Annotated in this window: 24 protein-coding genes and 1 pseudogene; 18 read left to right on the top strand and 7 right to left on the bottom strand. The window is 68.7% G+C overall.

The window, feature by feature from the left end; translation table 11 throughout:
• Positions 1–70: 70 nt before the first annotated feature.
• The 5 genes and pseudogenes from AB0395_RS37335 (at position 71) to AB0395_RS37315 (ending at position 2502) form a co-directional block, all read left to right on the top strand.
• A complete protein-coding gene (locus AB0395_RS37335) occupies positions 71–358 on the top strand; it encodes a hypothetical protein (RefSeq protein ID WP_366289392.1) in 288 nt (95 codons plus the stop codon).
• 369 nt (positions 359–727) lie between these two features.
• The gene (locus AB0395_RS37330; RefSeq protein WP_366289389.1) at positions 728–910 is read left to right on the top strand and encodes a hypothetical protein; all 183 of its coding nucleotides are present in this window, start codon (positions 728–730) and stop codon (positions 908–910) included.
• A 102-nt stretch (positions 911–1012) separates the two neighbouring features.
• On the top strand, positions 1013–1279 hold the full coding sequence (locus AB0395_RS37325) for a S8 family serine peptidase (protein ID WP_366289387.1): 267 nt from the start codon (positions 1013–1015) through the stop codon (positions 1277–1279).
• A 117-nt stretch (positions 1280–1396) separates the two neighbouring features.
• A pseudogene (locus AB0395_RS37320) lies at positions 1397–1831 on the top strand (S8 family serine peptidase); the annotation flags it as partial.
• Between the two features lie 167 nt (positions 1832–1998).
• Positions 1999–2502 (top strand): hypothetical protein, encoded by a 504-nt coding sequence (locus AB0395_RS37315; RefSeq protein ID WP_366289385.1) that lies wholly within the window; start codon positions 1999–2001, stop codon positions 2500–2502.
• Between the two features lie 113 nt (positions 2503–2615).
• Here the strand turns inward: AB0395_RS37315 and AB0395_RS37310 are convergent, their stop codons facing one another.
• Entirely contained in the window at positions 2616–3572 is a 957-nt protein-coding gene (locus tag AB0395_RS37310) for a TetR/AcrR family transcriptional regulator C-terminal domain-containing protein (RefSeq protein ID WP_366289382.1), read from the bottom strand.
• A 64-nt stretch (positions 3573–3636) separates the two neighbouring features.
• Here AB0395_RS37310 and AB0395_RS37305 point away from each other — a divergent pair, with 64 nt between their 5' ends.
• Positions 3637–5487 (top strand): right-handed parallel beta-helix repeat-containing protein, encoded by a 1851-nt coding sequence (locus AB0395_RS37305; RefSeq protein ID WP_366289379.1) that lies wholly within the window; start codon positions 3637–3639, stop codon positions 5485–5487.
• Between the two features lie 537 nt (positions 5488–6024).
• On the opposite strand, the gene AB0395_RS37300 is transcribed toward AB0395_RS37305, so the two are convergent.
• On the bottom strand, positions 6025–6459 hold the full coding sequence (locus AB0395_RS37300) for a hemerythrin domain-containing protein (RefSeq protein ID WP_366289377.1): 435 nt from the start codon (positions 6457–6459) through the stop codon (positions 6025–6027).
• 22 nt (positions 6460–6481) lie between these two features.
• Entirely contained in the window at positions 6482–7549 is a 1068-nt protein-coding gene (locus AB0395_RS37295; protein WP_366289375.1) for an alkene reductase, read from the bottom strand.
• A 66-nt stretch (positions 7550–7615) separates the two neighbouring features.
• On the opposite strand from AB0395_RS37295, the gene AB0395_RS37290 reads away from it, so the two are divergent.
• Both AB0395_RS37290 and AB0395_RS37285 read left to right on the top strand, forming a co-directional pair.
• Positions 7616–9820, top strand: coding sequence for a LuxR C-terminal-related transcriptional regulator (locus tag AB0395_RS37290; RefSeq protein WP_366289372.1), 2205 nt, complete (start codon positions 7616–7618; stop codon positions 9818–9820).
• A 499-nt stretch (positions 9821–10319) separates the two neighbouring features.
• On the top strand, positions 10320–10631 hold the full coding sequence (locus AB0395_RS37285) for a hypothetical protein (RefSeq protein ID WP_366289369.1): 312 nt from the start codon (positions 10320–10322) through the stop codon (positions 10629–10631).
• A gap of 32 nt (positions 10632–10663) precedes the next feature.
• On the opposite strand, the gene AB0395_RS37280 is transcribed toward AB0395_RS37285, so the two are convergent.
• On the bottom strand, positions 10664–11143 hold the full coding sequence (locus AB0395_RS37280; RefSeq protein ID WP_366289367.1) for an ATP-binding protein: 480 nt from the start codon (positions 11141–11143) through the stop codon (positions 10664–10666).
• Positions 11144–11571: 428 nt separating this feature from the next.
• Here AB0395_RS37280 and AB0395_RS37275 point away from each other — a divergent pair, with 428 nt between their 5' ends.
• Both AB0395_RS37275 and AB0395_RS37270 read left to right on the top strand, forming a co-directional pair.
• Complete coding sequence (locus AB0395_RS37275; protein ID WP_366289459.1) at positions 11572–12405, top strand: helix-turn-helix transcriptional regulator; 834 nt, start codon at positions 11572–11574, stop codon at positions 12403–12405.
• Positions 12406–12426: 21 nt separating this feature from the next.
• Complete coding sequence (locus AB0395_RS37270; protein ID WP_366289364.1) at positions 12427–12639, top strand: DUF397 domain-containing protein; 213 nt, start codon at positions 12427–12429, stop codon at positions 12637–12639.
• 332 nt (positions 12640–12971) lie between these two features.
• On the opposite strand, the gene AB0395_RS37265 is transcribed toward AB0395_RS37270, so the two are convergent.
• Positions 12972–13466: a hypothetical protein gene (locus tag AB0395_RS37265; RefSeq protein ID WP_366289361.1), complete on the bottom strand. Its 495-nt coding sequence runs from the start codon at positions 13464–13466 to the stop codon at positions 12972–12974.
• 250 nt (positions 13467–13716) lie between these two features.
• Positions 13717–14415, bottom strand: a complete 699-nt coding sequence (locus AB0395_RS37260; protein ID WP_366289358.1) for a hypothetical protein — start codon at positions 14413–14415, stop codon at positions 13717–13719.
• Between the two features lie 1359 nt (positions 14416–15774).
• Between AB0395_RS37260 and AB0395_RS37255 the strand changes: the two genes are divergently transcribed.
• Genes AB0395_RS37255 through AB0395_RS37220 form a run of 8 tightly spaced genes read left to right on the top strand, consistent with a single transcriptional unit; the run spans position 15775 to position 24209 of the window.
• Positions 15775–16800, top strand: a complete 1026-nt coding sequence (locus tag AB0395_RS37255) for a hypothetical protein (RefSeq protein WP_366289356.1) — start codon at positions 15775–15777, stop codon at positions 16798–16800.
• Positions 16801–16848: 48 nt separating this feature from the next.
• Positions 16849–17634: an FCD domain-containing protein gene (locus AB0395_RS37250; protein WP_366289353.1), complete on the top strand. Its 786-nt coding sequence runs from the start codon at positions 16849–16851 to the stop codon at positions 17632–17634.
• A gap of 50 nt (positions 17635–17684) precedes the next feature.
• Positions 17685–18842 (top strand): extracellular solute-binding protein, encoded by a 1158-nt coding sequence (locus tag AB0395_RS37245; protein ID WP_366289351.1) that lies wholly within the window; start codon positions 17685–17687, stop codon positions 18840–18842.
• Positions 18843–18867: 25 nt separating this feature from the next.
• Positions 18868–20022: an ABC transporter ATP-binding protein gene (locus AB0395_RS37240; RefSeq protein WP_366289348.1), complete on the top strand. Its 1155-nt coding sequence runs from the start codon at positions 18868–18870 to the stop codon at positions 20020–20022.
• Positions 20019–20927: a hypothetical protein gene (locus tag AB0395_RS37235; RefSeq protein WP_366289345.1), complete on the top strand. Its 909-nt coding sequence runs from the start codon at positions 20019–20021 to the stop codon at positions 20925–20927. Before AB0395_RS37240 ends, AB0395_RS37235 begins: the two co-directional genes overlap by 4 nt.
• Positions 20924–21760 carry an ABC transporter permease gene (locus AB0395_RS37230; protein WP_366289342.1) on the top strand — a complete coding sequence of 279 codons (837 nt, stop codon included), beginning with the start codon at positions 20924–20926 and terminating at the stop codon, positions 21758–21760. The genes AB0395_RS37235 and AB0395_RS37230 overlap by 4 nt, the downstream gene beginning before the upstream one ends.
• Positions 21757–22998 carry an amidohydrolase family protein gene (locus tag AB0395_RS37225; protein WP_366289339.1) on the top strand — a complete coding sequence of 414 codons (1242 nt, stop codon included), beginning with the start codon at positions 21757–21759 and terminating at the stop codon, positions 22996–22998. Before AB0395_RS37230 ends, AB0395_RS37225 begins: the two co-directional genes overlap by 4 nt.
• Positions 22995–24209: an amidohydrolase family protein gene (locus AB0395_RS37220; protein WP_366289337.1), complete on the top strand. Its 1215-nt coding sequence runs from the start codon at positions 22995–22997 to the stop codon at positions 24207–24209. Before AB0395_RS37225 ends, AB0395_RS37220 begins: the two co-directional genes overlap by 4 nt.
• A gap of 126 nt (positions 24210–24335) precedes the next feature.
• Here AB0395_RS37220 and AB0395_RS37215 read toward each other — a convergent pair whose 3' ends face one another.
• Complete coding sequence (locus tag AB0395_RS37215) at positions 24336–25172, bottom strand: intradiol ring-cleavage dioxygenase (RefSeq protein WP_366289335.1); 837 nt, start codon at positions 25170–25172, stop codon at positions 24336–24338.
• Between the last annotated feature and the right edge of the window lie 184 nt (positions 25173–25356).

The following is a 25356-nucleotide window of genomic DNA, read 5'->3' as shown; positions in this document are numbered from 1 at the left end:
AAGATCCCCTGGCCTTTATTCATGCAGCAGCGTCACCAGAGTCTTGTAGCCGCTGGGCACCGCGGGATGGATGACGTCCTCGGCCGTCTCGGTCGGTGCCTCCAGCGCGGCCTCGGGCGTCTTGAATCTGAACTCTAGCCCCCTCGCCGGCGCGGCCCGAGTCGGCGAGGCCGCCGGCGACCTGCCGCTGAACTCGCCCAGCGGCGACATCGTCGTCGAGCGTGCGTACGGCGCGCTCACCGCGAAGAGCGCCTCGGGCGCCGTTGGGGTCGGAGAGGTGTTCCTCCGCACCTACGCCGGAAACCGCGAGGTCGGCATCCGTGAGGGCACGCCGGCCGGCTCGACGCGAACGCCATAACCAACAACGTGTGCAACGAGCCGGGCACCGCGACGGCCCAGAGAGGGCCGAGCAGATCGTCAAGGCACGTGCACACCGACACCGGTGACATGGTGCTCCACAACCTCCACGACCGCACCGAAACCAGTACGAACTGGAGTGGCGAAGATCCTCGATTGCCCCGTAAACCCGAATGCGCCTAGGTCAAGGGCGGGTTCGTTGGATTCTGCTCCGTTGCTACCGGAACCCCAACACCTGACCGCCCGGTCCGACCCTGCCCCCGACGGCACATTGCTGTTCGTGATTGGTGGTTCTCTGTAGCGCAATGATTACTTAAAGTGATGCGAAGACGTGGGGGCGGAAGCAGTTCCCATCTGCAAAGGAGAGAACATGAGCATCTCCAGCACCATGCCGCAGCTGTCCGCCCCGGTCGGGCGGACCGTCGTCGGAGCCCCGGCGAGCGACGCCGCGGGCGTCGTCCCGTCGTGGTGGCTGGACACCTTCCGCGGCTCCGCCGGCAACTTCATCGACAGAGTCCCCGGCACCCCCTTCGCCGGTGAGGGCGACGAGTAGCGAATCCCTCCCGAGGTGAGCGTCGGCGCTCCACGTCGGCGCTCACCGACGGTCACGAGAGTCCGACACGTAAGCGCATCGGTTCTGGCGGGAGTCTGTTGCATGAGTGAGCTGTCAGCGATCCCGGGGTTGGCGGGACTGTGGCGCCTGACCACCGGCGACGACCGGATCACGGTGGCCGTCGTCGACGGCGCGGTCGACACCGACCATCCGGCGCTGGCCGGGGCCGACATCACGCGCGTGCAGGGCGCCGGAGCCGCCGCGGACGTCACAGGCAGGAAGAAGGCTCACGGCACGGCCGTGGCCAGCGTGCTGCTCGGCCGGCACGACGGCCCGGTCCCCGGCGTGGCCCCCGGATGCCGGGAGTGAGCGTGCCCGCCTTCTGCGACCAACGGCCGCGGACCTCGCAGCTGGACCTGGCGCGCGCCGTCGAGGCCGCGGCCGACGCGGGCGCGCACGTGATCAGCATCAGCGGCGGACGGCGCGGGAGTGCTGATCACCGCCCCGGCTGGAAACGACTACGGTGAGTGCGGCATCGCCCCGGCCATCCTGCCCGGCGTGCTGGCCGTGGGGGCGCACCGCCCCGACGGCACCATGTACCAGTACAGCAACTGGGGAAAGTCTTATCGTCATCACGGCGTCACCGCTCCCGGCGGAGACGTGCTCGGCGGCCTGCCCGGCGGTGGTGTCAAAGCCCGCAAGGGCACCTGCGTGTCCGTCTCCATGGTCACCGGCGCCGCGGCTCTGCTGGTCAGCCTGCAACGCCACCTCGGCCGACCGGCCGATCCCCTGGCGGTGGGGGAGGTGCTCCTGCACACCGCCCGCTCCTGCACCCCCGACCAGGCCCACGGTGAGCCCGAACGCTGCCTGGACGGCCAGCTCGACCTCCCGGCCGCCACCCGGCTCATCCTGCGCGGGTGACCTCCGTCGATCGACCACCCGAGGGTGATCATCCGAGGATGATCGCCCGCGGCCGGAGGCCGCCGCATCGTGACCGGTTCCCACCGGTGTGACCGTCCTGAGCCAAATCTGGGCATCCCCGTGCATGTCGATCAGCCGGTCAGGCGGGGGCGAAGGACACTGCTGCCATGAACGGGCGTGATACGAGTGCGGAATCGGAGCGGGTGGAGTTCGCGGGCGCCGTGTACGGCTCGCTGCTGGCGGCTTCCGTGATCGCCGGCTCGACCGCGGAGGGCGGACCGCCGTCCGCGGCGGAGCTCGTGACCCTGCTGATCTGCACGGGGGTGGTGTTCTGGATCACCCATGTCTACGCCCAGGTCGTCAGCCGCGGGTATCCCGTGAAACCCCTCACCTGGACGAACCTGCGCGCGGTCGCCAGGGACGAGTGGCCGCTGGCACAGGCGTCGATCCCACCGGCTGTGGCCGCCGCCTTCGTCTCCGGGTTAGGAGTGTCCGACGTGGTCGCGGCCTGGACGGCGCTGGGGGTCGCAGTGGTGAGCCAGGTCACCTGGGCCGTCACGGCCGCGGTCAAAGTCCACTCCTCCAAGAGGGTCGTCATCGTCTCCGGGATCATCAACCTCGTCCTCGGCCTGGTCATCGTCGCGCTCAAGACCGTGATCGCCTCCCACTAGGGCCCGTTCGAGGTTCGGATGACCGTGTGAGTGAGAACGGCCGTCACCGGTATCGATCAACGTGCCGTCGATGTCGAAGCGGATCCTCCTGAAGATCCGGACTCCGGCGGACCCTAGGGGGATCTGCGCTTCCTGTAGGCGCGTTGCTGGCAGGCACGGGAGCAGTACGCCCTGGGGCGGCCCGAGGGCGCTCGGTCGACGGGGGTGCCACACTCCTTGCAGAGCGCATTTTCGTCACGAGTTTCATCACGCTGCTGGATGAGGAGTTCGACGCCGTCGAGCAGGCGGGCAAGGCCGAACTCGAACGAGTCCTCGGGATGGTCCCAGCCGCCCGCCTCCCAGAGGCGGGACAGGGTCGGATAGCGGTCGAGGCGCTCGAAGAGGGAGCCTTGGGTGCCCCACCATTCCTGCTCGGACACGCCGCTGTGCCGTTCGGCCTGCGCGACCTCGACCAGCAGCAGGGCCTCGGCGTCCACGAACCGGCCGATCAGGCCAACCACGGCGATCACCTCGCCGGGGGGAAGGCCGGTGTCGGCGACGACACTCAGCATGTACTCGTAGTGGGCGATGACGTTGGGGCCGGGGATGTGACGGGTGCCGCGCACCTCCGCCAGCCAGGGGTGTCGCCTGCGCAGCTCCCATCCCTCCCTGGCGCAGGTCTCCAGCCGCGCTCGCCATCCGCCCCCCGAGGGCTCCGCGCGGACGCGTCCGGCCCGCTCGTCCGCCACGTGTTCCCCGGACTCCCCGAGGGGCTCCTCGGACGGCACCGGTTCCCCCGCGGCGCGTCCGGCCGCCGCGGGCGCGGCGGGACGCTCTCCCATCACCTCGTCGCGCATGAGATCGACGAGCTGATCACGGCCGGGGATGTGGCGGTAGAGGGACATGGTGGTGAACCCGAGCCGCTCGGCGACCTTGCGCATCGAAAGGCCCGCCAGCCCCTCTTCGTCGGCCAGCTCGATCGCGGCGCGCACGATCCTGACCAGACTCAGGCCAGGCCTGGGGTCGTGTTCCGTCTCGCCCCACAGCAGTCTCACTCCGCGGTCGGGATCTTTGGCCTTACCTCTGGTCATGTGCCACCTCCTTGTTTATGGTGTTATACATTGTGTACGCCATAAACAGTGAGGTGATGTTTCCATGACAGAGCTCTACGTCGCCCCTTTCGGTGACGACTCCTCTCCCGGTACGGCGGAGCGCCCCTTCGCCACCCTTGACCGTGCCCGGCTCGCAGCCCAGGACCTGTCCGGCGATGTCGTCGTCCAGGTGCGGGCGGGCACGTACGCGCTGACCGAGCCCCTCCGGTTCGCGGAGGCCGACGCGGGTCGTGACGGCGGCCGAGTCGTCTACCGGGCCCACGGCTACGGGACCGCCGAGCGGGAAGAGGTGGTGATCAGCGGTGGTCGCGAGATCACCGGCTGGCGGGAGCAGGACGGCGTGTGGCTGGCCCAGGTCGGCGACCTGGACACCCGCCAGCTCTACGTCGACGGGCGACGGGCCGAACGCGCCGCCGTCGATGTCCTCCCCGGCGCCGTGACCGCCACCGAGACCGGCTACATCACCGACAGCCTCGAACCGCTGAGCTGGCACAGCCCGTCCGACGTCGAATTCGTCTACCGTGGCCGTTACCCGTGGACGGAGGCCCGCTGCGCGGTGGCCGCCGTCAGCGGCGACCATGAAGACGGCGCTGACGGCAGTGACGGTGAGGGCCATGGTGGCGACGGGGGTCGCGCTGGCACCGGTGGTGACGACGGGGGCGAGATCGCGGGACGTGACGGCCGTTCCGGCTCGACCGTCATCACGATGGCGCAGCCCGCCTTCGGTCACGCCATGAACCTCTACAACTCCGCCTGGGCCGGTGAGACCTCACACGGTCCCGGCCTGCCCACCCGCCTGGAGAACGACACCTCCTTCCTCACCGAGCCCGGCACCTTCACGCTGGACCGTTCGCGTCCTGGCCGCCATGTCCTGCGTTACCTTCCCCGGCCGGGCGAGCACCCGGAGCGCACCCGCGTGGTGGCCCCGGTGCTGGAGACGCTGCTGCACCTCACCGATGTCCACGACGTCTCCTTCCAGGGCCTGGTCTTCGCCGACGCCACCTGGCTGCGGCCGAGCCGTACCGGGGGCTTCCTGCACTACCACGGCAGCGGCTACTACGAAGGCGGCCCCGTCGAGCGGGTAACGATCGTCGAAGGAGAGGCATGGGTGACGATTCCGGGAAAATCCGCATCGATCCCCGCAGGGGTGACGGTGAACGGTGGCACGAAGGTGTGGTTCGAGAATTGCCGTTTCACCCGGCTCGGCGCCACAGGGCTTGAGATGTCGAAGGGCGTGGACGTTGGAGTGAGAAGCTGTGACTTCGACACCCTTTCCGCCTCCGCCATCACGGTCACCGGCAGCCGCGACGCGCTGATCGAGGACAACTGGGTTCACCACATCGGGCTCGACTACCCCGGTTCACCGGGCATCACGCTCGCGGACGCCGTCGACTGCACGGTCTCCAACAACCACGTCGCCGACGTGCCCCACTGCGGCATCGTGATCACTCCCGGGCGGGGTACCCGCATTCTGGGCAATCTCACGACGGACACGATGAAGGTGCTGGCCGACGGCGGCGGGATCTACGTCGCGGGCCCGCAGGGCGACTCCTCCGAGAGCGGCGCCGTGATCCGGGGCAATGTCATCAAGGACACGCGCACGCCGTACAACTTCGGTCTCTACACCGACTACGGCGCCGCCTGGGTGACGGTCGAGGAGAACGTGGTCACGCGGGCCGACAGCACGGCCGTCCTCCAGGTCGCGCCGCCGCTGGAGAACGTCGTCTACCGGGGCAACTTCTGGGACGCCGACCCGGTCGGCAGCGACACCCCGCCGGAAGGGGTCGTCTACGAGGGCAACGTCACGCTCGCCGACGAGCGGAAGCTGGAGAGCGCCACGGCGGACATCCAGTCCCGCGCGGGGCTCCTGCGCCGCCGAAAGGCTGACGGCTAGGGCCGATTTCGAGGTCCGGTATGTAGTGGTGTGTTACGCACCCTAAGTGGAGAGATCTCCGGTTGAAGGGGTGTCGGCCAGTAAGGGGCTGGATGCCGGAGATCTCGTGCCGGCCCCGGCTGTGACACGGTTTCCGCCGGGCCAGGCCGGCTTCCACGCTGGTGCGCCACAGCCGCCGCCGAACCGCCCGCCGCGCATGACAGCGCGGCCTCGCACCCCGGTGACCATCCGTTGATCCGCGTCAGGTCGTCCGGGACGGCGCCCCGGAGAGGCCCGTCCCACCTGACGTGACGCGTCCCCGCCCACCCGCGTCGCTTCAGCGGAACACGACGGCGGCCACGACATCCCGGCCGGGTTCCCGGTGAGGCCGGGGAAGGGAGGGCGAGGCGTACCCCACCTTGTTGTGGGATGCCTCGGCCATGTCGGGGTGCCGTTAAGAACTATGCGATGAGCCGCCAATACGCGTCTGAGCTGGGCTTCGCGAGTTAGGGGTACTCGATCCCGTTCGTCGTGGTTTTGTGCTTCATGGTGATCACTTCATGGTTTTGGCTGCGGATTGGGCAGTTTGTTTAGCGCTGTCACAAGCTGCTCCTCTTCGTAGTTGAAGTGTCTCTCCAACTCGGCGGTCAGGCGGTTGAGGTCCGCCCGGACCCGCTGGGGATTGTCCTGCCTGAGCGCTTCATGCAGGTCGTGGTAGATGCGTGCCACCACGATGTGTTCCTCTCTGAGTTTCTCCAGTGCTGGGCGCAGTTCGGGGAAGTACTTTTCCAGCAGGGGGAAGCCGAGGCGGTCCTCGCCCTGATGGTGCTCGTGGAGGGCGTCGCAGAAGGTCAGGCAATGTGTTTTGAGGTCGGTGCTCAGCAGTTGCGGCAGCGTCGTGGTGGGGTCGTTCAGCTGGGCGTCGACCTGGGTGCGCACTGTGGCGAGCTGTTCGCGCAGGCGGGCGTGGATCGCGATCAGCTCGTCGCCCACGGCTCTGGCACGCTCGGTCACGTCAGCCTGCCAGGGGCGGGTAGTTGGTGTAGCCATGGTGGTCGCCGCCGTAGAAGGTCTGCGGGTCCGGCTCGTTGTATGGGCCGCGGGCCCGGATCCTGGCGGGCAGGTCGGGGTTGGCCAGCCAGAGCCCGCCGAGGGCGACGACGTCGGCCACGGGCAGCGCGGCCTCGGCCTCCTCGGCGGAGGCGAACATCCCGGCGACGGGCGACTTGCCGGTGTGTGGGTTGAGTACGAGCGTGCCCGGCCATGCCGCCCGCAACTGCTCGGTCAGAGAACGGTCGCCGATCTCCAGCAGGTGGACGTAGGCCAGGTCGGAGCGCAGGGCGCGGAGCAGCGCGGTGTACAGCCCCGCCGGGTCGCTCTCCTCGATGCCGTTGTAGGGGTTCCCCGGCGAAAGGCGGATACCGGTCCGTCCGGGGCCGATAGCCTCGGCCACCGCCTGGGCGACGTCGAGGGCGAAGCGGGCAGGCTCGCCGTACTCATCGGCACGTAGGTTGACGTTGTCGGACAGAAACTGGTGGATCAGGTACCCGTTGGCGGCGTGCAACTCGATCCCGTCAAATCCGGCGGCCATCGCGTTGCGCGCGGCGGATGCGAAGTCGGCGATCGTCTCAGCGATCTCCTCCAAGGTCAGCGCGTGCGGCGTGGGATGGTCGAGCTGCCCCCCGGCGTGGCCGACCATCTGGCCGCCGGACGGCACGGCGGAGGGCGCCACGGGCAGTCGCCCGTCGAGGTAGAGGCTGGGGTGGGCCACCCGGCCGCTGTGCCAGAGCTGGGCGAAGATGCGTCCGCCTCGCTCGTGCACGGCATCGGTCACCTTCCGCCATGACTCCACCTGCTCGTCGCTGTGCAGTCCAGGGGTGTTGATCGACCCCTGGCCGACGACCGACGGCTGAATGCCCTCGGTGATGATCAGACCTGCGCTCGCCCGCTGGGCGTAGTACTCCACCATCAGGTCCGAGGCCAGGCCGTCATAGGAGCGGCTGCGGGTCATGGGCGACATGGCCAGCCGGTTGGGCAGGTCGAGCTCGCCCACGGTCACGCTGTCGAAAAGGCTCTTCGTCATGGCGCCGACGCTAGAGACAGGACCACTGGGGCCGATTCCGTAGCACCACTGGATAGCGTTACTGGTGTGCATGATCTGCAAAGGGCGGAGATATCAGCCGCCACAGCACGTACGGCCAACGGCACCAGCACCGCCATCGTCGTGCATGGTGAGGCCGGCATCGGCAAGACCACGCTGGTGGAGGGCGTCCCGGCATTGCGTATCGCTGGGATCGAGGCCGAGGCGGACTTGCCGTACGCGGCCATGGACCGACTGCTGCGCCCCTTGGCCGCGCGGGTCGAGACGCTCCCGGCCGCACAGGCTCAGGCACTGCGCGGACTCGTGACCCGCCCTGAACAGAACCCGTACACGGTCGGCCTCTCCCTTCTCGCGCTGCTGTCGGACCTGGCACCCACGACGGTCGTGATTGACGATGCGCACTGGCTTGACCGGCAGACGTCCGAGGCGCTGTTGTTCACCGCCAGACGGCTGGACACCGATGGCATCGCGATGATCTTCATGGCAGAGGACGGGTTCCCCGCGCCGGGTCTGCGCTCACTCACCCTGGAGCGGTTGCCGGACGCGGCCGGCCTGCTCGACGGCATCGAGCTGAATCCTCAGGTGCGGGCCAGGATCGTTCAGGAAGCGGCAGGGAACCCGCTGGCGCTGCTGGAGTTCGCCCGCGCGCTCACCTCCGAGCAGCGCCTTGGCCAGGTCATGCCCGTGTCCGTGTTGCCTGCGGGCAACGCCGTGCTGGCCCGGTTCGGGCACCGCATAGCCACGTCCGTGGCCCACGAGAGCCGTCCGCTCCTGACCCTGGCGGCCGCCGAGCCAGACGGCGACCTGGCGACCGTCATGGCGGCAGCGACGGCGCTTGGCCTGGCCGAGCGCGACCTGGCCGCGGCGGAGGGAGTGCTGCGCGTGAGCGGGATGCGGCTCGCCTTTCGCCATCCCTTGGAGCGCAGCGCCGCCTACTACCTGGTCCCGCTAACCGATCGGCTGCGCGTCCACCGCGCGCTGGCCGAGGCGACGGCCGATCCGATCCGCCGCCTCGGCCACCTCGCTGTGGCCACCCTCACCCCCGACGAACAGATCGCGGCCGAACTGGAAGATCTCGCCCGACGCTCCGATCCGGCACTTGCGGCCTGCGTGCTCGACCACGCGGCGCAGCTCAGCCCGGTCCCGGCCGAGCGCACCCGGCGCAGCAGCGAGGCGGCCAGGAATCTGCTGTACACCGACGACCACGAGCGCGCGTTGTCCCGCCTGGCCCGGCACGCCGGAGTCCACGACGCCCTGCTCGCCGGGGACGATCAGGCCGCCCTGGCCCTGGCGACCAAGCAGATCGCCCACCTACGCAAGCGTGGCGCGCCGGGCGAGCTGCCCGAGATCCTGGGCCTGCTCGCGCGGGCCCAGGTCGCGGCCGGCCAGTACGGCGAGGCCCGGGCGTCCCTTGAGGAGGCCGCGCAGATCGCCGGCGCCGTGGGCGGGGAAGAGCCGTCCACCGAGCCGCTGGCAGAGATCGCCGCCATCCAGGGCGACGCGACCGGTCTGCCGGGGCTGCTGGCGCTGGGCCACGGCCGCTACGAGGAGGCGCTTCGGCACCTCCAGGTCGCCTGGCGGAAACGGCCGACGGCCATGACGGTCGCGGCTGATCTGGTGGAAGCCGCCGTCCGTGCGGGCAGGCCGGAACTTGCCGCCGAACCGCTGGATCGGCTCACCGCCTGGGCTCGATCCGGTGGCCAGGCCTGGGCTCAAGCCGTCGCGCTGCGTACACGCGCCTTGGTCGCTTCCGAGGAAGAGGCAGGCGAACTGCTGGCGCGAGCTGTCCACCTGCACGAGGGAGCGGGCCGCCCCTTCGAGCGAGCACGGACCGCGCTGCTGTTCGGCCAGTGGCTGCGCAGAGCGCGACGCAAGGCCGAGTCCAGGCACCCGCTGCAACTGGCCACCGAGCTGTTCGAACGCCTCGGCGCCAGGCCCTGGGCGAACCGCGCCCGCGGTGAGCTGAGCGCGTCAGGCGCGGCGTCCGCGACCGCTGCGCCACCTGGCAAGGACCCGCTCGACGGCCTGACCCCGCAGGAACGCCGGATCATCCAGCTGGCCGCTGCGGGCGTCAGCAACCGCGAGATCGCCGCGCAGCTCTTCCTCAGCCCTCGCACGGTGGAATACCACCTCTACCGCGCCTACCCCAAGCTCGGCGTGAGCTCCCGCCACGACCTCCGCAAGGCCCTGGCCGTTGTCACCTCGCGGTCGAACAGACCCCGATCTTCGGAGGGTTCGCAGACCCCGTGGTAGTGCCGATACGGCCGTGGACCGACCCCGTGCGTTACCGGGTCCGGGGACTCTGCTGGCGGGTAACAACGCTAAGGATCGAACCGCAGGTCAGCGGGGGTGTGGTGGCGTCGGGTGGTGATCGTTGATCTCGGTTTGGGGGTACTGATCGGTAGCGGTTGAGCGTGTCCGTAGTGTCATGGTTTGTGGCTATTGAGTACCTGTCTGTTAGGGGGCGGACAAGATAAGCGTCAAAGGGCCACCCTGACCGGCACCTTGTCGCGACCATCACTGACGCTGCAGGCCTCCCTGGGCACCTGTGGTCCGCGCAGGAAAGGTCAACGATGTCATGATCGAGAAATGGCCTGGCGTCGGCGGCTGAAGGTCTCAGATGTCTGGCCGGGCGAGCGCGGGATGCCATGGGGAGGTGACGGCAATCCATCGATTACGTTAGGTAGCTCTTTGATCGCTATCTGTAATGTGTCGGGTGGTGACTCTCTTACCTCAGAAAGGAAACCGCCCCATGCGCCCCTTCAATCGCCTCCCCGTCCTCCTGGCCGTGGCCGGAACGCTCGCGCTCGCCTGCGCCAGCCCCGCCTCCGCCGCGCCGGGATTCGTTCGCCTGTACTCGCCGGACGGTCAGGTGAGGACGATCACCGATCCGGAGCCCCGCGCCTGCCATCAGGGTTTTGGTGAGAACAGCGTCGTGGTGAACCGGACCGAGGGCACGATCTTGATCTTCCCGGACCCGAACTGCCGAACCAGGATCTTCAACCCGGTGGATCCCGACGGGACCAGGCATGGCACCATCGGCAGCTTCTTCGCGCTGGACTGAGCCCGGCCCATCCCGGCTGTCCACTGAGAAGATCAGGGGGAGGGAGTGTAGGGGGCCTGGAACCAGACCGCGCGGCCTGGTTTAGCGTCGGCCGTACCCCACCGTCGTGACAGGGTGTCCACCAGGAACAGGCCGCGTCCGCTGTCGCCGTCGGGATCCGTACGGACCACCGGGGGCCCGTTGTCCGAGCCCACGTCCAGCACCTCCACATGGATCACGGCTCCCCGCCCCGGGGGGCTCACTCCGAGGTGGACGAACAGCAGGCCGTCCCGCGAGCGGCTGTGGACGATCGCGTTCGTCACCAGTTCGCTGGTCAGCAGCTTGACGATGTCGAGCGTTTCGACGGGGACGTCCGGAACGGACGTGCTCAGCTGTGCGGTCACCCAGGTGCGGGAGGTGCAGACGGAGGAGGGCACGCCGTCGAGCAGGCGAGTACCCAGCCAGTGGAGGCCGCGCCAGCGCGGCGTCATGAGCAGGGACACCAGCGCCTCCACCTCGGTCCCGCCCCTCACGAGGACACCGCGCGCAGAATCGCCTCCGCCGCTCCCTCGGCGAGTGCCGGCCCCCGCGCGCCCTCCCGTCGGCTGAATCCCCGCCCGTTGGCCCCCCGTACGGCCCGCACTCGGATCGGGCTTCCCGGGACGATCGCCATCTCCAGGGCCGGTGAAGCGCCGACGGGAAGAGGCGACGAGCTGGAGGCCCCGTGGACGCATGAGTCCCAGCTCAGCCGTATCAGGTGAATGAAGTCTTCCTCCCGTGAATCGGACTTCTGTGCAGGTGTTTCCATAACCACACCGCCTCTGTAGTCGTCTAACTACACTCTGTGGAAGTTACCTCAGATCATGTTCCCCCGGTAGTTACCTTTGGAAAATGCCAAAGGTAACTACCGGGCTGAGTTGCGAGAGGATCAGAGTCATTGGTCGCCGACACGAGTCCCACGGTGCGTAGGCGTCGCCTCGCCTCAGAACTGCGACGGCTGCGGACAGAGAGCGGGCTGACCATGCAGGAAGTCGCCGACCGTCTGGGTTTCGCGGCGGCGTCCATCAGCCGCATCGAGACCGGTCGCAGAGGACTTCGGCCGCGAGACCTGAAGGCGTTCCTCGACCTGTACAACGTTCCCGAGGAGGACAGGGAGGCGTTGGCTGTGCTGGCGCGGGAAGCGCAGCAGCGTGGGTGGTGGCAGAACTACGGTGATGTGTTGCCGAGCGAGTACGCGACACTGATCGGCCTCGAAGCCGAGGCGACATCGGTTCGTACCTATCAGCAGACCTTGGTTCCCGGACTTCTTCAGACCGCTGGTTATGCGCGAGCCGTCGTCGAGGCCTCCCGGCCGAATGACACGCCCGACGAGGTCGACCGCCGGGTCGCGGTTCGGATGGAGCGACAGAAGCGGCTCATGGATGGCAGTCCGCTGGAACTGTCTGTCATTCTCGGGGAAGGAGTCGTCCATCAGCACGTGGGAACGGCCCAGACCACCGCCGAGCAGTTCAGGCACCTCGCAGAAGCGAATCGGCGGCCGAACATCATGGTCCAGGTTCTTCCTTACCGGGCCGGAGCACATCCGGCGATAACCGGATCGTTCAACATCGTGGGCTTCCCCGCGCACAGTGACCTGGACGTCATCTACCTGGAGAACATGGCCAGCGGCCTTTACCTTGAGGACGCCACCGACGTCCGAAGGTACGTCGGCGTGTTCGACTACCTCCGCGCAGTTGCCCTCAGCCCGGCGGACAGCATGGCTATGCTGATGGACGCGTCGACGAACCTGACGTAAGTGTCCTCTGGAAGGGGTGGGATGTCCGGTCCGACAGACCTGACCAATACGGTGTGGCGCAAGAGCTCGCGCAGCGGAGGTAATGGGGACTGCGTTGAGGTCGCCGGTAATCTTCCCGGGTTCGTTGCCGTGCGTGACAGCAAGGACCCTTCCGGTCCGGCTCTCGTCTTCACGCGAGGGGAATGGGAAGCCTTCGTCAATGATGTGAAGTCGGGAAGCCTCGGCCTGATCTAGCCGTTCCGGCCGTAGAGCCTGACCATGTCTCGTGAACGGCCTGTCGCCGCTGAGGACTGACAGGGAGCGTGGGCGCGGCTCACCTCATCCGGCCAGGTCGCAGGTGACGTCGCCGCCGGGTAGGACGTCGCGCCGGAGACGCGGTCAGAAGGGGAGTTCGGAGCACGTCAGACGCCGTCGAAGGCGGGGGCGTCGTGGCGGCGCTCGAAGCGGGGGGACGTCTCCGGTGCGTTCACCTGGACGAGGAGCGCGAGGGGGTGAGGTCCGAGGTCAGGTGCGATGGCGGCGCCATGTTCGCGCAGCGGACGATGAGCGGCGGGAGTCGCCTTCCGTCAGACGCCGAGTTCGTCACACAGGTCGACGTAGCGCTCAAGATAATCCGGGTTGCTCCGGAACTCGCCGAGACCGATCACATCGAACTCGTCGGCCGAAGCCGATGCCCGCACGCCAAGTGCGGCAAGCGCCTCGTTTATCGATGTCTGCTCAGCTGTCAGTCGTTTTTCGCCGGCGAATGCCACAGCCCACTGGTCGCCGAAACCGGCGAAGTACTCCGTCTGGATGATCGCGAACCGCGGCTTATCCGTGCCGGTCACCTCACGAACGAGGTCACACAGCACCGCTTCTTCCGGAAATGTGGCGGGAAGGCCGTCGGGCAGGTCGAGCCGTGCGCCACTGCCTCGTCTCGCTGCCCAGTAGCTCGAGAAGTAGTGATCGATCGGGAACACACTGATGTCGTCGTGCACGAGTCTGGCACGCAGCCCCACCGAATGGGCCAGCTCAGCGTCAACCCATCCGGCCACGACGAGAGCACAGATATGGTGACCCACGCCCGCATTCTAGTCAGCGGTCATGGATCACGCCGCGCAGCTCACGGTGACGGGACCGTCTGGCCCGGCGACGGTTCTCCCTCCCGGATCCTGGGGACTCGGAGGTCCGGGACGGCGAGGCGTCACCGTGGTCCGAGCGGTGGTGCGCCCGGACCGTGATGATCGCCGTCCCGGCCGGCTGTCAGGTGTTGACGGCCTTGGGGGAGGAATCGTGCAGAGGAGAGGCCGGTTCGTCGTTGAGGCTCTCGCCTTAGCGGACGGCTGCCAGGTTGAGGACCGTGAACTCCACGTTTCCGCCCGTGGGCACCATGGCGCAGAGCGGTTTACGGGCCTTGTCCCGCTGGAGAGCGGACGGAGGCTCGGGAGGACGGCCGGAAGCGTTCGAAGCGCCTGACTTCTCGCCGGGTACGGAGACCGTTCCTGGGGGTGTCCTGCATGTGAGGGCTCCCTTCTGGTCGGTGTCCCAGTAGACGACTGATGTGGGAGATGACGATGTCCCCGTCGCGAAACCGTTTTCTGTGCCTACTCCGCCTGCCGTTCCGCTGCGAGGATCGTAGACGAGCGTGGTGAAGCGAGCGGCGGCGGTTTTCCTCTCCGCGATCCCGGAACCGTCGGGAAGCAGCCTCGCCAGGCCGAATCCCGAGCCCAGGGTTTCCGGGCCTTCCAGCGTCCTGATGCCGGGAAGCGCCTGCCGTCCCGATCCGTCGGGCCGCCCGATCACCAGGTTTCCGTCCGAGACGCCGCCGCACCAGTCAGGGCCGCACCGGAGGCCGGAGACCTTGTCTGAGGTTTTGGTGTCGACGATCTCGGAGGTGGAAAGATTGACCAGTTTCGTCTGTCCCCTGTCGGGAGTCGCGTCCTTGGGAACATCGGTCGCCCACGGCCAGGTCAGCAGGCTCAGCCCATCTGTGCCGGGGAGCTTCCGGGGAGTTCCTCCGGCGATGGGCACGCTGTAGTGAAGTCAGGGCCTCGGAATCCGAGGAGGACAGCGCGCCCGTGGCGAGAACGCTTCCCGCACCGATGACGGCGACGGTTCCCACGGTTGAGAGCGTCGCCTGAAATCTCGCTCCTGAGCGACCTGAAGCGCCCCGGCGACCACTGGAAATGCTCATTGCCTCTTCACCCCGTTCTCAGGCCGGATGGTCAAAGCTGGGCATCAGCCACGCCAGCTGGCGCCGGTAGTTCGTATGCGCGTTGCTGGTGCACAGCTCCGACATCAGAAAGCCCGGGTCGTTGGCGTCGCTGTTGAAGGTGATGACCCCCTCGATGGGGACCTCGCATCCGTTGCCGCACGCCGCCTCCCCCAGAAAGCCGAAGGTGTCGTAGGACGGGTAGTCCTGCCCGTAGACCTCCGCGCGCCTGCCGTCTTTCGCAGTGTCCTTGATATAGGAGGGCGGTGCTTCGAATTCGACCTCGTCGGCGCCGGGCTGGGCCAGGAACCAGGTGTAGAGCGTCGTACGGGCCCCGTCATGGAATCTGTCATGACGTCCTGGTAACGGGCATAAGCGTGTGCTGTCGTCGCGGTCACCGGGACCGTACTCACGGCGACGAGGCAGGCGACTGTCAGGCGAGCCAGAGACATCTTGGCACGAATCAATTATGAACCTCCTTCGGGGCTTCGTGGAACTATAAGGTTAATGGCCTGTTCGTGTTTGTGAAATGCGTGATCAGTGTCAAGTGACTTTCTGGTTTCCCTGCCATTTGGCAGGGTGGTTGCGGTTGGTGGCCATTCGATGTCTTCGCCGTTATCCGTTTTCGATGGTCGTCATGAAGAGTTTCGGCGACGGTGGCCGGTGGGCAGAGGAGTGAAAATTCCCCCTGTGCTTGTTCGGGGCGATCCAAAATAGGTACGGAAGGGAATCTGAAAACAGAGCGGTCCTGGTGTGGGTGCGGGAATGGCGGGGGTCGGTTTGGTCGGCGTGACCACCGCGTGATATCCGGGTTCGCCCCGCCTGGGCGGCCGCATCGGTGATCGTCTCCGCTGGTCGCGGCCTGGATGGCCGTCGACGGTCTCGTTGTGGCTCGGCGGTGCCGGCTTTGTCGCCGATCGCGTCGAGGCGACCCGGCCGGGCCCGGTCTGCCTGTCCGCTTGCCGGCCCCCGTCTGGCCGGTTGCCCGCGGTCGGCCATGTGGAGATCGCAAATGACCAGGCCGGAGATGTCGAGACCCGGTCGCGACGGCGGTCGTCGCCTGTCCGTCTGGCGCTCGGAGGCCGGCCGAGACGACCCTTGACAATGAAATAAGAACTAGCCCATAGTCCTTTAAGCGACACGGCCCAAACGGGTGGAAACATCCAAAGGAGGTCCTAATGGGCGACTTCAGGACTCATTCCCAGCTCATCGAAGCCGCGCTCCAGCGATGCAACGTTCGTCCCGACGAGCGGGTGGTCATGCTGAGCTCCCGGATCATCGATCCCGCCGACCTGGCACCGTACGAGGAAGCTCTCCGCAGGACGTCGGATCACGTGATCTCGGTGCGCTATCACCCGATGGAGGTCACCGACGCGCATCACATGAACGACATGCTGCTGGCCGCGATGCAGCAGGCGCAGTTCGTGCTCCACTACCGTGGCGGCGTCTTCCCGACGCCGTTCGCCCAGCTTACCGCGCACTCCCGTGGCATTCCCGAGGTGGCAGCCTCCGGCACCCGGTGGCTCGACATCTGCCTCAACGAGGCCAACCAGTTCAGGCTCTATCCCTCGGACGAGATCGTCGAGGAGGCCATGGACGCCGCCCGGCTCATGGAACGTACCAACGAGATCCATCTGACCAGCGACGGGGGCACCGACCTGGTGCTGCGCAAGGACGGCCGGAAGGGGCACCGTCAGCTCGGACTCGCCGACGAGCCGGGCATCTGGGACAACTTCGGCTTCGCGATGGTGGCCTGCGCACCGCTGGAGGACTCCGCGAACGGTGTCGTGGTCGTCGAGCCGGGTGACGCGATGCTGCAGATGGGGGCCACGGTCCGCGACCCGATCATGTTGCACATCGAGAACGGGCGCATCGTCAAGATCGAGGGCGGGGAGTCGGCGACGGCGCTCAGCCAGTGGCTGGAGCGCTGGCAGGACCCCGAGTCGTACGGCGTCTCGCACATCGGCTGGGGTCTGCACCCCAACGCGGTCTGGACGGGCAGCCCCCGGTTCACGCCGGTCGACGGAGAGTCGTACCGGGGCAGCATCCTCATCGCGTTCGGCTCCAACACCAGTGACATGCCCGCCCGGCACTCCGGGATCGGCGGCACCCGGCACTGCGCCTCACATCTGGACATTCCGCTACTGAGCCACAGCTTCGCCGTGGACGGCGTCCCGGTCGTGAAGTCGGGCAAGATCGTCTGACCTGGTAGGGCCGTCGGGACCTACGTGACCGAAAGAGGGATAGACCCCGTGAGCGATGAGACCGTCAACGCGATGCTGCAGGACCTGGCCGAGCTGTCCAACTTGGACCGGGTGGCACCCACGGCGACCGCGTCGCGCGTTCTGGTGGAGATCGTCGACTCCATCCGCTACACCGCGATGCGCGAGGGTGACCGGCTGCCGAGCCTCGACGAGTTGGCGGTGGCCCTCGGGGTCTCCCGCGAGAACGTCCGGCGCGCTGTCACCGCTCTCGCGGAGGCCGACGTCCTCGACGTCAGGGTCGGCCGGGGTGGCGGCACGTGGGTCAAGGACCGTGCGGGCATTCCCATCGCTCTGAGCCAGGTCATCTCACAGTCGACCTCGATGTCCGAGTGGGAGGACCTGGTGGCGGTCCGCCAGCTTCTGCAGACCGAGGCCGCACGGCTGGTCGGCGAGCGGCGGGACCCGGCGATCATGGAGCGAATCCATGAGTACCTCATCGAGCTGCAGCGGGAGGCGGCCGGTGGGGACGTGGCCCGGGTCCTGTTCGCCGCCAACGAGCTGAACTGCGCGATCGCCGTCCTGTGCGGCAACCGGGTCCTCGCCCGTAGCCTGCTCCGCACGATCGACCTGATCTCGGTGATCGGAGTCTGGAGCATGTCCGACCTCGACCCGGCCCCCGGATTCATCAGCCGGGTCGAGGACATCAGCCGCCGTCTTGTGCGCGGCATCGCGGCGGGTGACCGCGAACAGATCAATGCCACCGTCGCCGAGCAGATGAGCTTGACGCTCGGGGTGCTCAAGGGCGGCGAGGGCGCGCTGTCGGGGGACACGTGAAGGCCGGTGACGTGAGCGTCACCCGGCTCAACCCGAGAAAGGCGACGAATATGGCTTCTCGATTCATGCAGGGGAGGCCCCAGACCGTCATGGCCGTGTCCTCGGCTGTGCCCTCAGGTATGTCCCGGCGGAACTTCCTGGCTTTGACGGCGGGCATCGGAGGAACGCTGGTCCTCGCCGGATGCGGTGACGGCGGCGGTGCGGCGGGCGGCGCGGGCGGCGGTGCCGACGAGCTGTCCGTGCTCTACTTCCAGGGCGCGGGCCAGGAGATCGTCCCGGAGAAGGTGCTCGCGGCGTTCCGTACGGCGCACCCCGACCTGAAGATCAAGACGATCATCGGCGGCTCGCGGTATCCAGAGGTGATTTCGGCGTACAAGGCGAGCGGCACGGCCCTGGTCAACACCGGGCTGTTCACCGCGCAGGCCATGGCGCAGGGGGCCGGGATCGACATGTTCCGCCCGTTGAGCGGTACGGACGTGCCCCGTGCCGGGTCGGCCGACCAGGCTTACCGGCAGTTCGGCGACGCGGGCGTCCCGTTCAACACCAACGTGGTCGGACTGGTGCACCGTACCGACCTGGCGGACGCGCCGACCTCCTGGCTTGACCTGCTCGACCCCGCCTACCGGGGCAAGGTCGGCCTGTACGACGCACCTCAGGGGATCCTCATGGGCGGCCTATGGGCGGTCAACAAGGCACTCGGGGGTGACCCGGAGACCCTCGACGAGGGGTTCAAGGCCTTCGCGGAGGCGGCCAAGGCGGGCCAGTTCTCCACCGTCTACAACTCCAACCAGACACAGTTCGACGCCTTCTCCCGGGGCAACGCCGTACTCGGGGTGAGCATCCTCGCCGCCCAGGCGAACTGGGCGGCACAGGGAGCCAAGATCGGATATGTGGCGCCGAAGGAGGGCCAGATGGCCGTCCCGCTCTACCTCGCCGTGCTCAAGGGCGGTGGCGGCGACCAGGAGAAGCTCGCGATCGAGCTGGTCAACGAGCTGCTCAAGCCGGAGAACGTCGGAGGGTACAACGAGAACACCTTCGCGGGCGCGGTGTATCCCGACCTCCCCGCGGCGAAGGAGAAGTCCGAGAACTCCGCGTTGTCGGCCGAGGCGATGGCGAAGGTGCTCCAGGTGGACTGGAAACAGTTCGCCACCGTGGAGCAGAAGCTGGTGGAGCGCTGGAACCGTGATGTCAAGGGCAACCTCCGCTAGCCGGGCCCGGAAGGCAGGAGCGACGATGAGCATCCCGGCCGAAACCGCGCGGACGGTGCCGCCGGACGCCCGTCCAGAACCGCAGGGGGTGACCCTCCGGGGCCTGCGCAAGACGTACGGCACGGCGGTCGCCGTCGGCGGCGTGGATCTCGACATCGAGGCGGGCCGGTTCGCGGCGATCCTCGGGCCCAGCGGATGCGGCAAGTCGACGGTGCTCGGCATGATCGGCGGCTTCGTCGAGCCGACCGGCGGTGAGATCCTCATCGGCGGCCGTCCGATCGTGGGCGTGCCCCCGGAGCGGCGCCCGACGGCGATGGTCTTTCAGACGCTCGCCCTGTTCCCGCACCTGACCGTCGCGGGAAACGTCGCCTTCGGGCTGCGCGTGCGCGGCGTCCGCGGGAACGCCGTGGCGGAGCGGGTCCGTGAGTTGCTCGACCTGGTCCAGTTGGGGCCGCTCGCCGGGCGGCGCATCAGCGAGCTCAGTGGCGGCCAGCAGCAACGGGTCGCCATCGCCCGTGCCCTCGCGGTCGAGCCCGCGGTGCTGCTCCTGGACGAGCCGCTCAGTGCTCTGGACGCTCAGCTGCGCAAGCAGATGCAGATAGAGCTGCGCTCGATCCAGCAGCGTACGGCCACCACCTTCGTCTACGTGACGCACGACCAGCAGGAGGCGATGTCGATGGCCGACCAGGTCGTGGTGATGCGGGAAGGCGCGGTCGAGCAGAGCGGATCGCCGCTTGAGGTCTACACCCGTCCCAGAACCGAGTTCGTGGCCCGGTTCCTGGGAGACGCCAACGTCATCTCATCGGCGTCGGCGTCGGCGTCGGCGTCGGGGTCGGGAATGGCGTTGGGGTCGGGAACGGCGTCGGTCTCCCGGCTCGGGGAGTCCGCCGCCATCGTGCGGTGGCTCAGGACCGAGGTGCCCGCCACCGGCGGCAGGTGGGCGATCCGCCCCGAGGCCGTCACCCTCACCGACGATCCGGGAGACACCGCGCCGATCCGGGGCACGGTCGTCCGGAGCACCTACTACGGGGCGACGGTGCGCTACGAGGTCGAGGTGGGCCTCGAAGAGCCGCTCGTGGTGGTGGTCGCGGGAGAGCACATCCCCTGGCCGGTCGGCGCCGTCGTCGGTGTCGGGCTCGACCCCCGGCGTGTCGTTCCCCTGCAGGACGGACCGGCATGACCACCCGGACCACGGCGCGGCCCGTCCGCACCGGCCGGAGAAAGGCGGGACGGGCGAGGTGGCTGCCCGGGGCGCTGATGACCCCGCCGCTGCTGCTGTTCGGCGCCCTCCTGCTGGCCGTCGTGCTCTTCGTCTACCGCGCCTTCGCCCCGGGAACGACGGGGGAGTCGGGCGTCGTCGAGGCGGTCGGCGCCGGTGCGCTCGACCTCTTCTACTGGGAGGCGATGCTGCGCACGGTGCTGGTCTCCCTCGGTGCGTCGGCCCTCTCCTGCCTGATCTCGCTGCTGGTCGCCTCCGCGCTCGTCGCGGTCGACCGGCGCTCGGTGACCGCGGTGACCATGGCCCTGCTGTTCTCGCCGCTCGTGGTGAGCATGGCGGTGCGAGGCTACGGGTGGCTGCTGATCCTCGACCAGCCGCCGGTCGCGCACTCGCTCGACGCCGCCGGGAGCCTGCTGGGATTCCTCGGCGTTTCTTCGGGGCTCCTCGCGACGGTGGTCGTGCTGGCGCACGCGATGATGCCGATCACCGCCTTCCCGCTCATCGCCAGGATGCGGGAGATCCACGGGCTCCAGGTCAACCGTGCCGCGCGTGACCTGGGCGCCGGATCGTCCCGCGTGTTCTGGAGGGTCACCGTACCGCTGGCCGCGCCGGCGGCGCTGCGTGTGGGCGCCCTGGCCTTCGGACTGTCGATGGGGGCCTTCGGCATTCCGGCGATCATCGGCAGGGGACGCGTCCAGATGGTCTCCGAGCTGGTCTACCAGAACCTGCTGGCGGTCAACTGGCCCACCGCGTTCGTCAGGCTGGCCGTACTGCTCCTCGTGACCGCGGTCGTGGTCACCCCGTTGTTCACGCTCGCGAAACGGCTGGGCCGGCAGGCCGCGCCGAGGCGGGAGAGGTCGGCATGAGAGGGCCCAGGAGAGGGCAGGGACGGATTCCCGCATGGATCGCGATCGTGGCGGTGTGGCTGTTCATGGCGGCGCCGCTGGCGATCGTGGTCGTCAACAGCTTCAACGCGTCGGCGGTCTCGCAGTTCCCGCCCGTCGACTGGTCACTGAGGTGGTACCGCGCCGCGGTCGCCGACGAGTCGTTCCGCGACGGGTTCGCGCTCAGCGTCAGGGTGGCGTTCCTCGCGGCCGCGATGGCCACCGTCTCCGGCCTGACGGCGGCCTACGCCTTCGACCGGTTCCGCTTCCCCGGTTCGGCCGCGCTGCACTCGCTGATCAACGCACCGCTGAGCATGCCGAAGGTCGCCCTCGGACTGGCCGGTCTGATCGGCTATCTGACGGCCGGGAGCTGGTTCGGGTCGCTCAAGACGGTCTTCGGCGGCGGCCTCGCGCTCACCGTGCTGCACGCCGCGATGACGCTCCCCTTCGTCGTCGGCGTGCTGATCTCGGCGCTTGAGGCGGCCGACCACCGGTTGGAGTCGGCTGCCAGGGACCTCGGCGCGGGGCCGGTGACGGCCTTCGTCCGTGTCGTTCTCCCCGCGGTCGTTCCCGGATTCCTGATCTCCTTCGGCTTCTCCTTCATGCTCTCCTTCGACGAGCTGGAGTCGTCGCTGTTCATGTCCTCGCTGTCCGGCGACACGCTGCCGGTCGTGATGTTCACCTTCCTCGAAACCCACCTGGATCCCACCCTCGCGGCGCTGTCGACGCTCCTCCTCGCCGGAACCGGCCTGGTGGCGGCGGTCGGGTTCGCAGCGTTCCGAGTGCTCCAACGACGAACACGAGGTGTCCGATGACCGTTCCCCCGACTCCCCCGCGACCCGAGGTTCTTCTCCGCCCGGCCTGGTGTCTGCTGCCCGACGGCTCGGCTCGGAGCGGGCAGGCGGTGCTCGTCGGAGCCGACGGCTCGATCACCCACGTCGGCGACCCGTCCACGGTTCCGCCCACGGCTCGGGGAGTAAGCCGGGTTGAGTACGACCTGCCGGGGAGCACCCTGCTGCCGGGCCTGATCGACCTGCATCTGGTCGTCCTGCACGCGGGGCCGGTCGGAGCGGCCCCCACCCTGGTGGAACGGATCCTGCGCGCCCAGATCCTGCTCGACCGGCTGGTCGGCAGAGGGATCACCACGGTGCGCGACACCGCCAGCCAGGCCCCGACCGCGCTCGAACTGCGCGACCTCGCGGCCGACGGCACGCTGCGGTCGCCGTCGCTCGTCGTCGCGGGAAGTCCCATCGGGGCCACGGGCCGGGGCGGGGCGGTGTACGGCAGCCAGGAGATCACGGGCGCCGTCGAAGCTCGCCGCGCCGCCCGGCAGCAGGTACGGCGCGGCGTCGACCTGCTGTCGGTGGCGGTCACCAACGGGCTTGCGGGCGGGGGCGGACTGGTGAACGGTCCCGCGGGATGGCAGGAACTGAGACTGGACGAGGTGGAGGCCGTCGTCGCGGAGGCCCACGCGGCGGGCCGCGCCGTCTCCGCCAACGCCCTTGGCCTCGACGGCATCAGGACGGCGGTCAGCGCCGGGGTCGACACGGTGGAACACGCCTCTGAGCTGGACCGGCGGACCGCCGACCTGATGGCCGAGCGGGGCGTCACGATGGTGCCCACGCTGACCGTGGCGCACGACTTCGTCGAGCACGGGCCGGAGCTGGGGCTTTCCGCGCGGCTGATCGAACGGGCCCGCCGCCTGCTCGACAGCACCCAGGAGGCCGTGCGGATCGCCCGTGAGGCGGGGGTGAGCATCGCCGCGGGCACCGACAGCCACGGCGAGGACACCGTCATCGAGGAGATCGGCCACCTGGCCGCGGCCGGGCTCAGCAACCGGGAGGCGGTGCTGGCCGCCACGACCGCCGCGGGCGCAGTGCTGACCGGAGGCAGGGCGACCGGCCAGGTCGCGGTGGGGCACCGGGGCGACCTGCTCGTCGTTGACGGTGAGGTACCGCACGACCTTGGCGCGCTGTCACGGCCACGCCTGGTCCTCAAGGATGGCAGTGTCCTGCTCGACCAGGCCGCACCGGTTATGGCGGTGGCACGATGACCCGCACACTCCTGCGCTGCGGCCAGCTCGTCGACGGCGTCGGGCGGACACTGTCCGATGCGGCGGTCTCTGTCGAAGACGGCATGATCACCCAGGTGCGGCCGTGGGGGACCGGCGACACGGCACGGTACGACGTGGTCCACGACTTCGGGGACCGTACGGTGCTTCCCGGCCTCATCGAGGCGCACGGCCACATGGGTCTCCTCGGTCCCGGGCTTGAGCTGTCCGCCGCGGAGATCGCCGCCCAGGTGTTCGGAAACGTCCGCCGGGCGCTGCGCGAGGGGTTCACCACCGTCCGGGACGCCGGTGGGATCGACGGAGGCGTCGCCGCCTGCGTGAGCACCGGACTGCTTCCCGGCCCGAAGATCCTGCCCTCGGGGCCCTTCCTCACCCAGACCGGCGGGCACGCCGACCAGAGGGGCCCCTGGCACGGGCACGGCAGCGTGTCGATTCCCGGCCTGGTGCGGGTGGCGCTGGTCGCGGACAGTCCCGACGACGTACGGCGTGCCGCCCGTGAGGCGTTCCGCGCGGGCGCCAGCCAGGTGAAGGTGTGCGTCAGCGGCGGAGTCTCCTCCGGGGGAGGGCTGGACCGCTGCCAGTTCAGCGTGGCCGAGCTCCGTGCCGCCGTCGACGAGGCGGAGAGCCACGGCACGTACGTGCACGCTCACGCGCACAGCGCCGCCAGCGTCCGGCACGGCATCGCGGCCGGTGTCCGCCACTTCGAGCACGGCAGCCTCCTCGACGAGGAGACCGCGCGGCTGATGGCGGAGGTCGGCGCGTCACTGGTGCCGACGCTCCTCGTGCTGCACCGGATGATCGGTACGGTCCCGCGGGAAACGGCGGCGCCGCTGGCCGCGCTGATGGAGTCGATGAAGAAGTCCATGTTGCTCGCCCGTGACGCCGGTGTCGTGCTCGGCAGCGGTTCCGATCTTCTCGGGGTCGGCCAGCGCGGCCGGGCCGAGGAGATCGTGCTCAAGGCCGAGCTTCTCGGCCCGATGGCGGCGCTGGTCTCGGCCACCTCGGCGAACGCGGCCATTCTCGGCATCGCCGACCGGGTCGGTTCCGTTGCGGAGGGCAAGGTGGCCGACCTGCTGGTGCTCGACGGGGACCCGCTCACCGACCCCGGCGTCCTGCTCCGGCAGGAGGCCGTCTCGGCCGTCTTCCAGGCCGGAGTGCGGGCCGGGGGTCTCGACACGGGCGACGCAGCCTGAAGCCGCGTCCCGGTCGACATGGGTGACGCCGTTTGAAGCCGCGTCCCGGGAACGGCGGGCCCCGCCGTTCCCGGGGGCGCCGTTCGCGGGCGTCGTCGCAGGTCCGTCAGCCGGTTTCGGGCCGCCTCACGGCCAGCCCTGGCCGTCGTGGACGGCCTCGGGGTCGACTCCCAGGGTGATCGAGGCCTGGACCCCTCCGGCCGGCTGCCCCGCGTCGTACTTCACCTCGAGCATGCCGTCGGCCGGGGTTTCACCGGTGTAGAGCAGGTCCTTGGCGTTGGTGGTGCGCTGCTTGGTGTTGGTCGAGTACGGTCCCGTCCCGGCGACGGCCTCGATCACGTTCTCGGGGAAGTAGAGCTGGCCGGTGTGGCAGTCGTCGCCGCCCGTGTAGGCGCCGTCCTTGAAGGTGCCGTTGACGTGGACCTTGACGTGGATGTGGATCGCCCGGCCGATGTACCAGCCGGGGAAGACGGTCGCGAAGGTGACCCAGCCGTCCCCGTCGGTCATCTGGAAGCCGCGCAGGTAGGTGGTCTCGCTGTCGGGCTGGGCGTGCATGCCGCCGCCGGACCCGCCGGGGGCATCGGTGGGGAAGGTACCGCCGTCGCCGGACGACGCCTTCTCGTACCCCGAGTAGATGCCCAGGGCGTCGCAGTGCCAGATGTCGACGGCCACGTCGCGCAGTGGCCCGCAGTTCTCCGAGTCGACGACCCGGATGCGAAGCGTCAGAGGAACGCCCGGCTTGCCCTCGGTGATGTCCGAGCGGTGCTTGTCGTAATCGAGGTAGTAGGGGCCCTCGATGGTCTCCTTGGTGAGCTTCAGGCAGAGGCTGGAGGATGCTCCCGGGTCGCCCGCGGACGCCGTCGTGGCCAGATAGGCGACGCCAAGCCCGGCGGCGGCAACGGTGACGCCGCCCGCGATGAGGAGCTGGCGGCGGCTCGGACCCGGTGTGTTGCTGTCTTTCATGCGGAGGAACATTAGGGGTGTTATGTAAAGGAAAGGGTGGTATTTGGAGGCGATTTCGGCGTACGGGGCGAGCGGCTCGACGATCCGGGACGGTGAGGGCCGCACGCCGAAAGAGCGGGCTCTCGCGAGCTGGTGGGCGAGGAAGGGAACCCCAGCCGTGGGCAGCAACTGCTTCGGCGTGCCC

Source organism: Streptosporangium sp. NPDC051023 (assembly GCF_040689595.1).
Classification (GTDB): domain Bacteria; phylum Actinomycetota; class Actinomycetes; order Streptosporangiales; family Streptosporangiaceae; genus Streptosporangium.
Note: the sequence above shows the minus strand (reverse complement) of the source record. Positions and strands in the feature narration are given on the sequence as shown.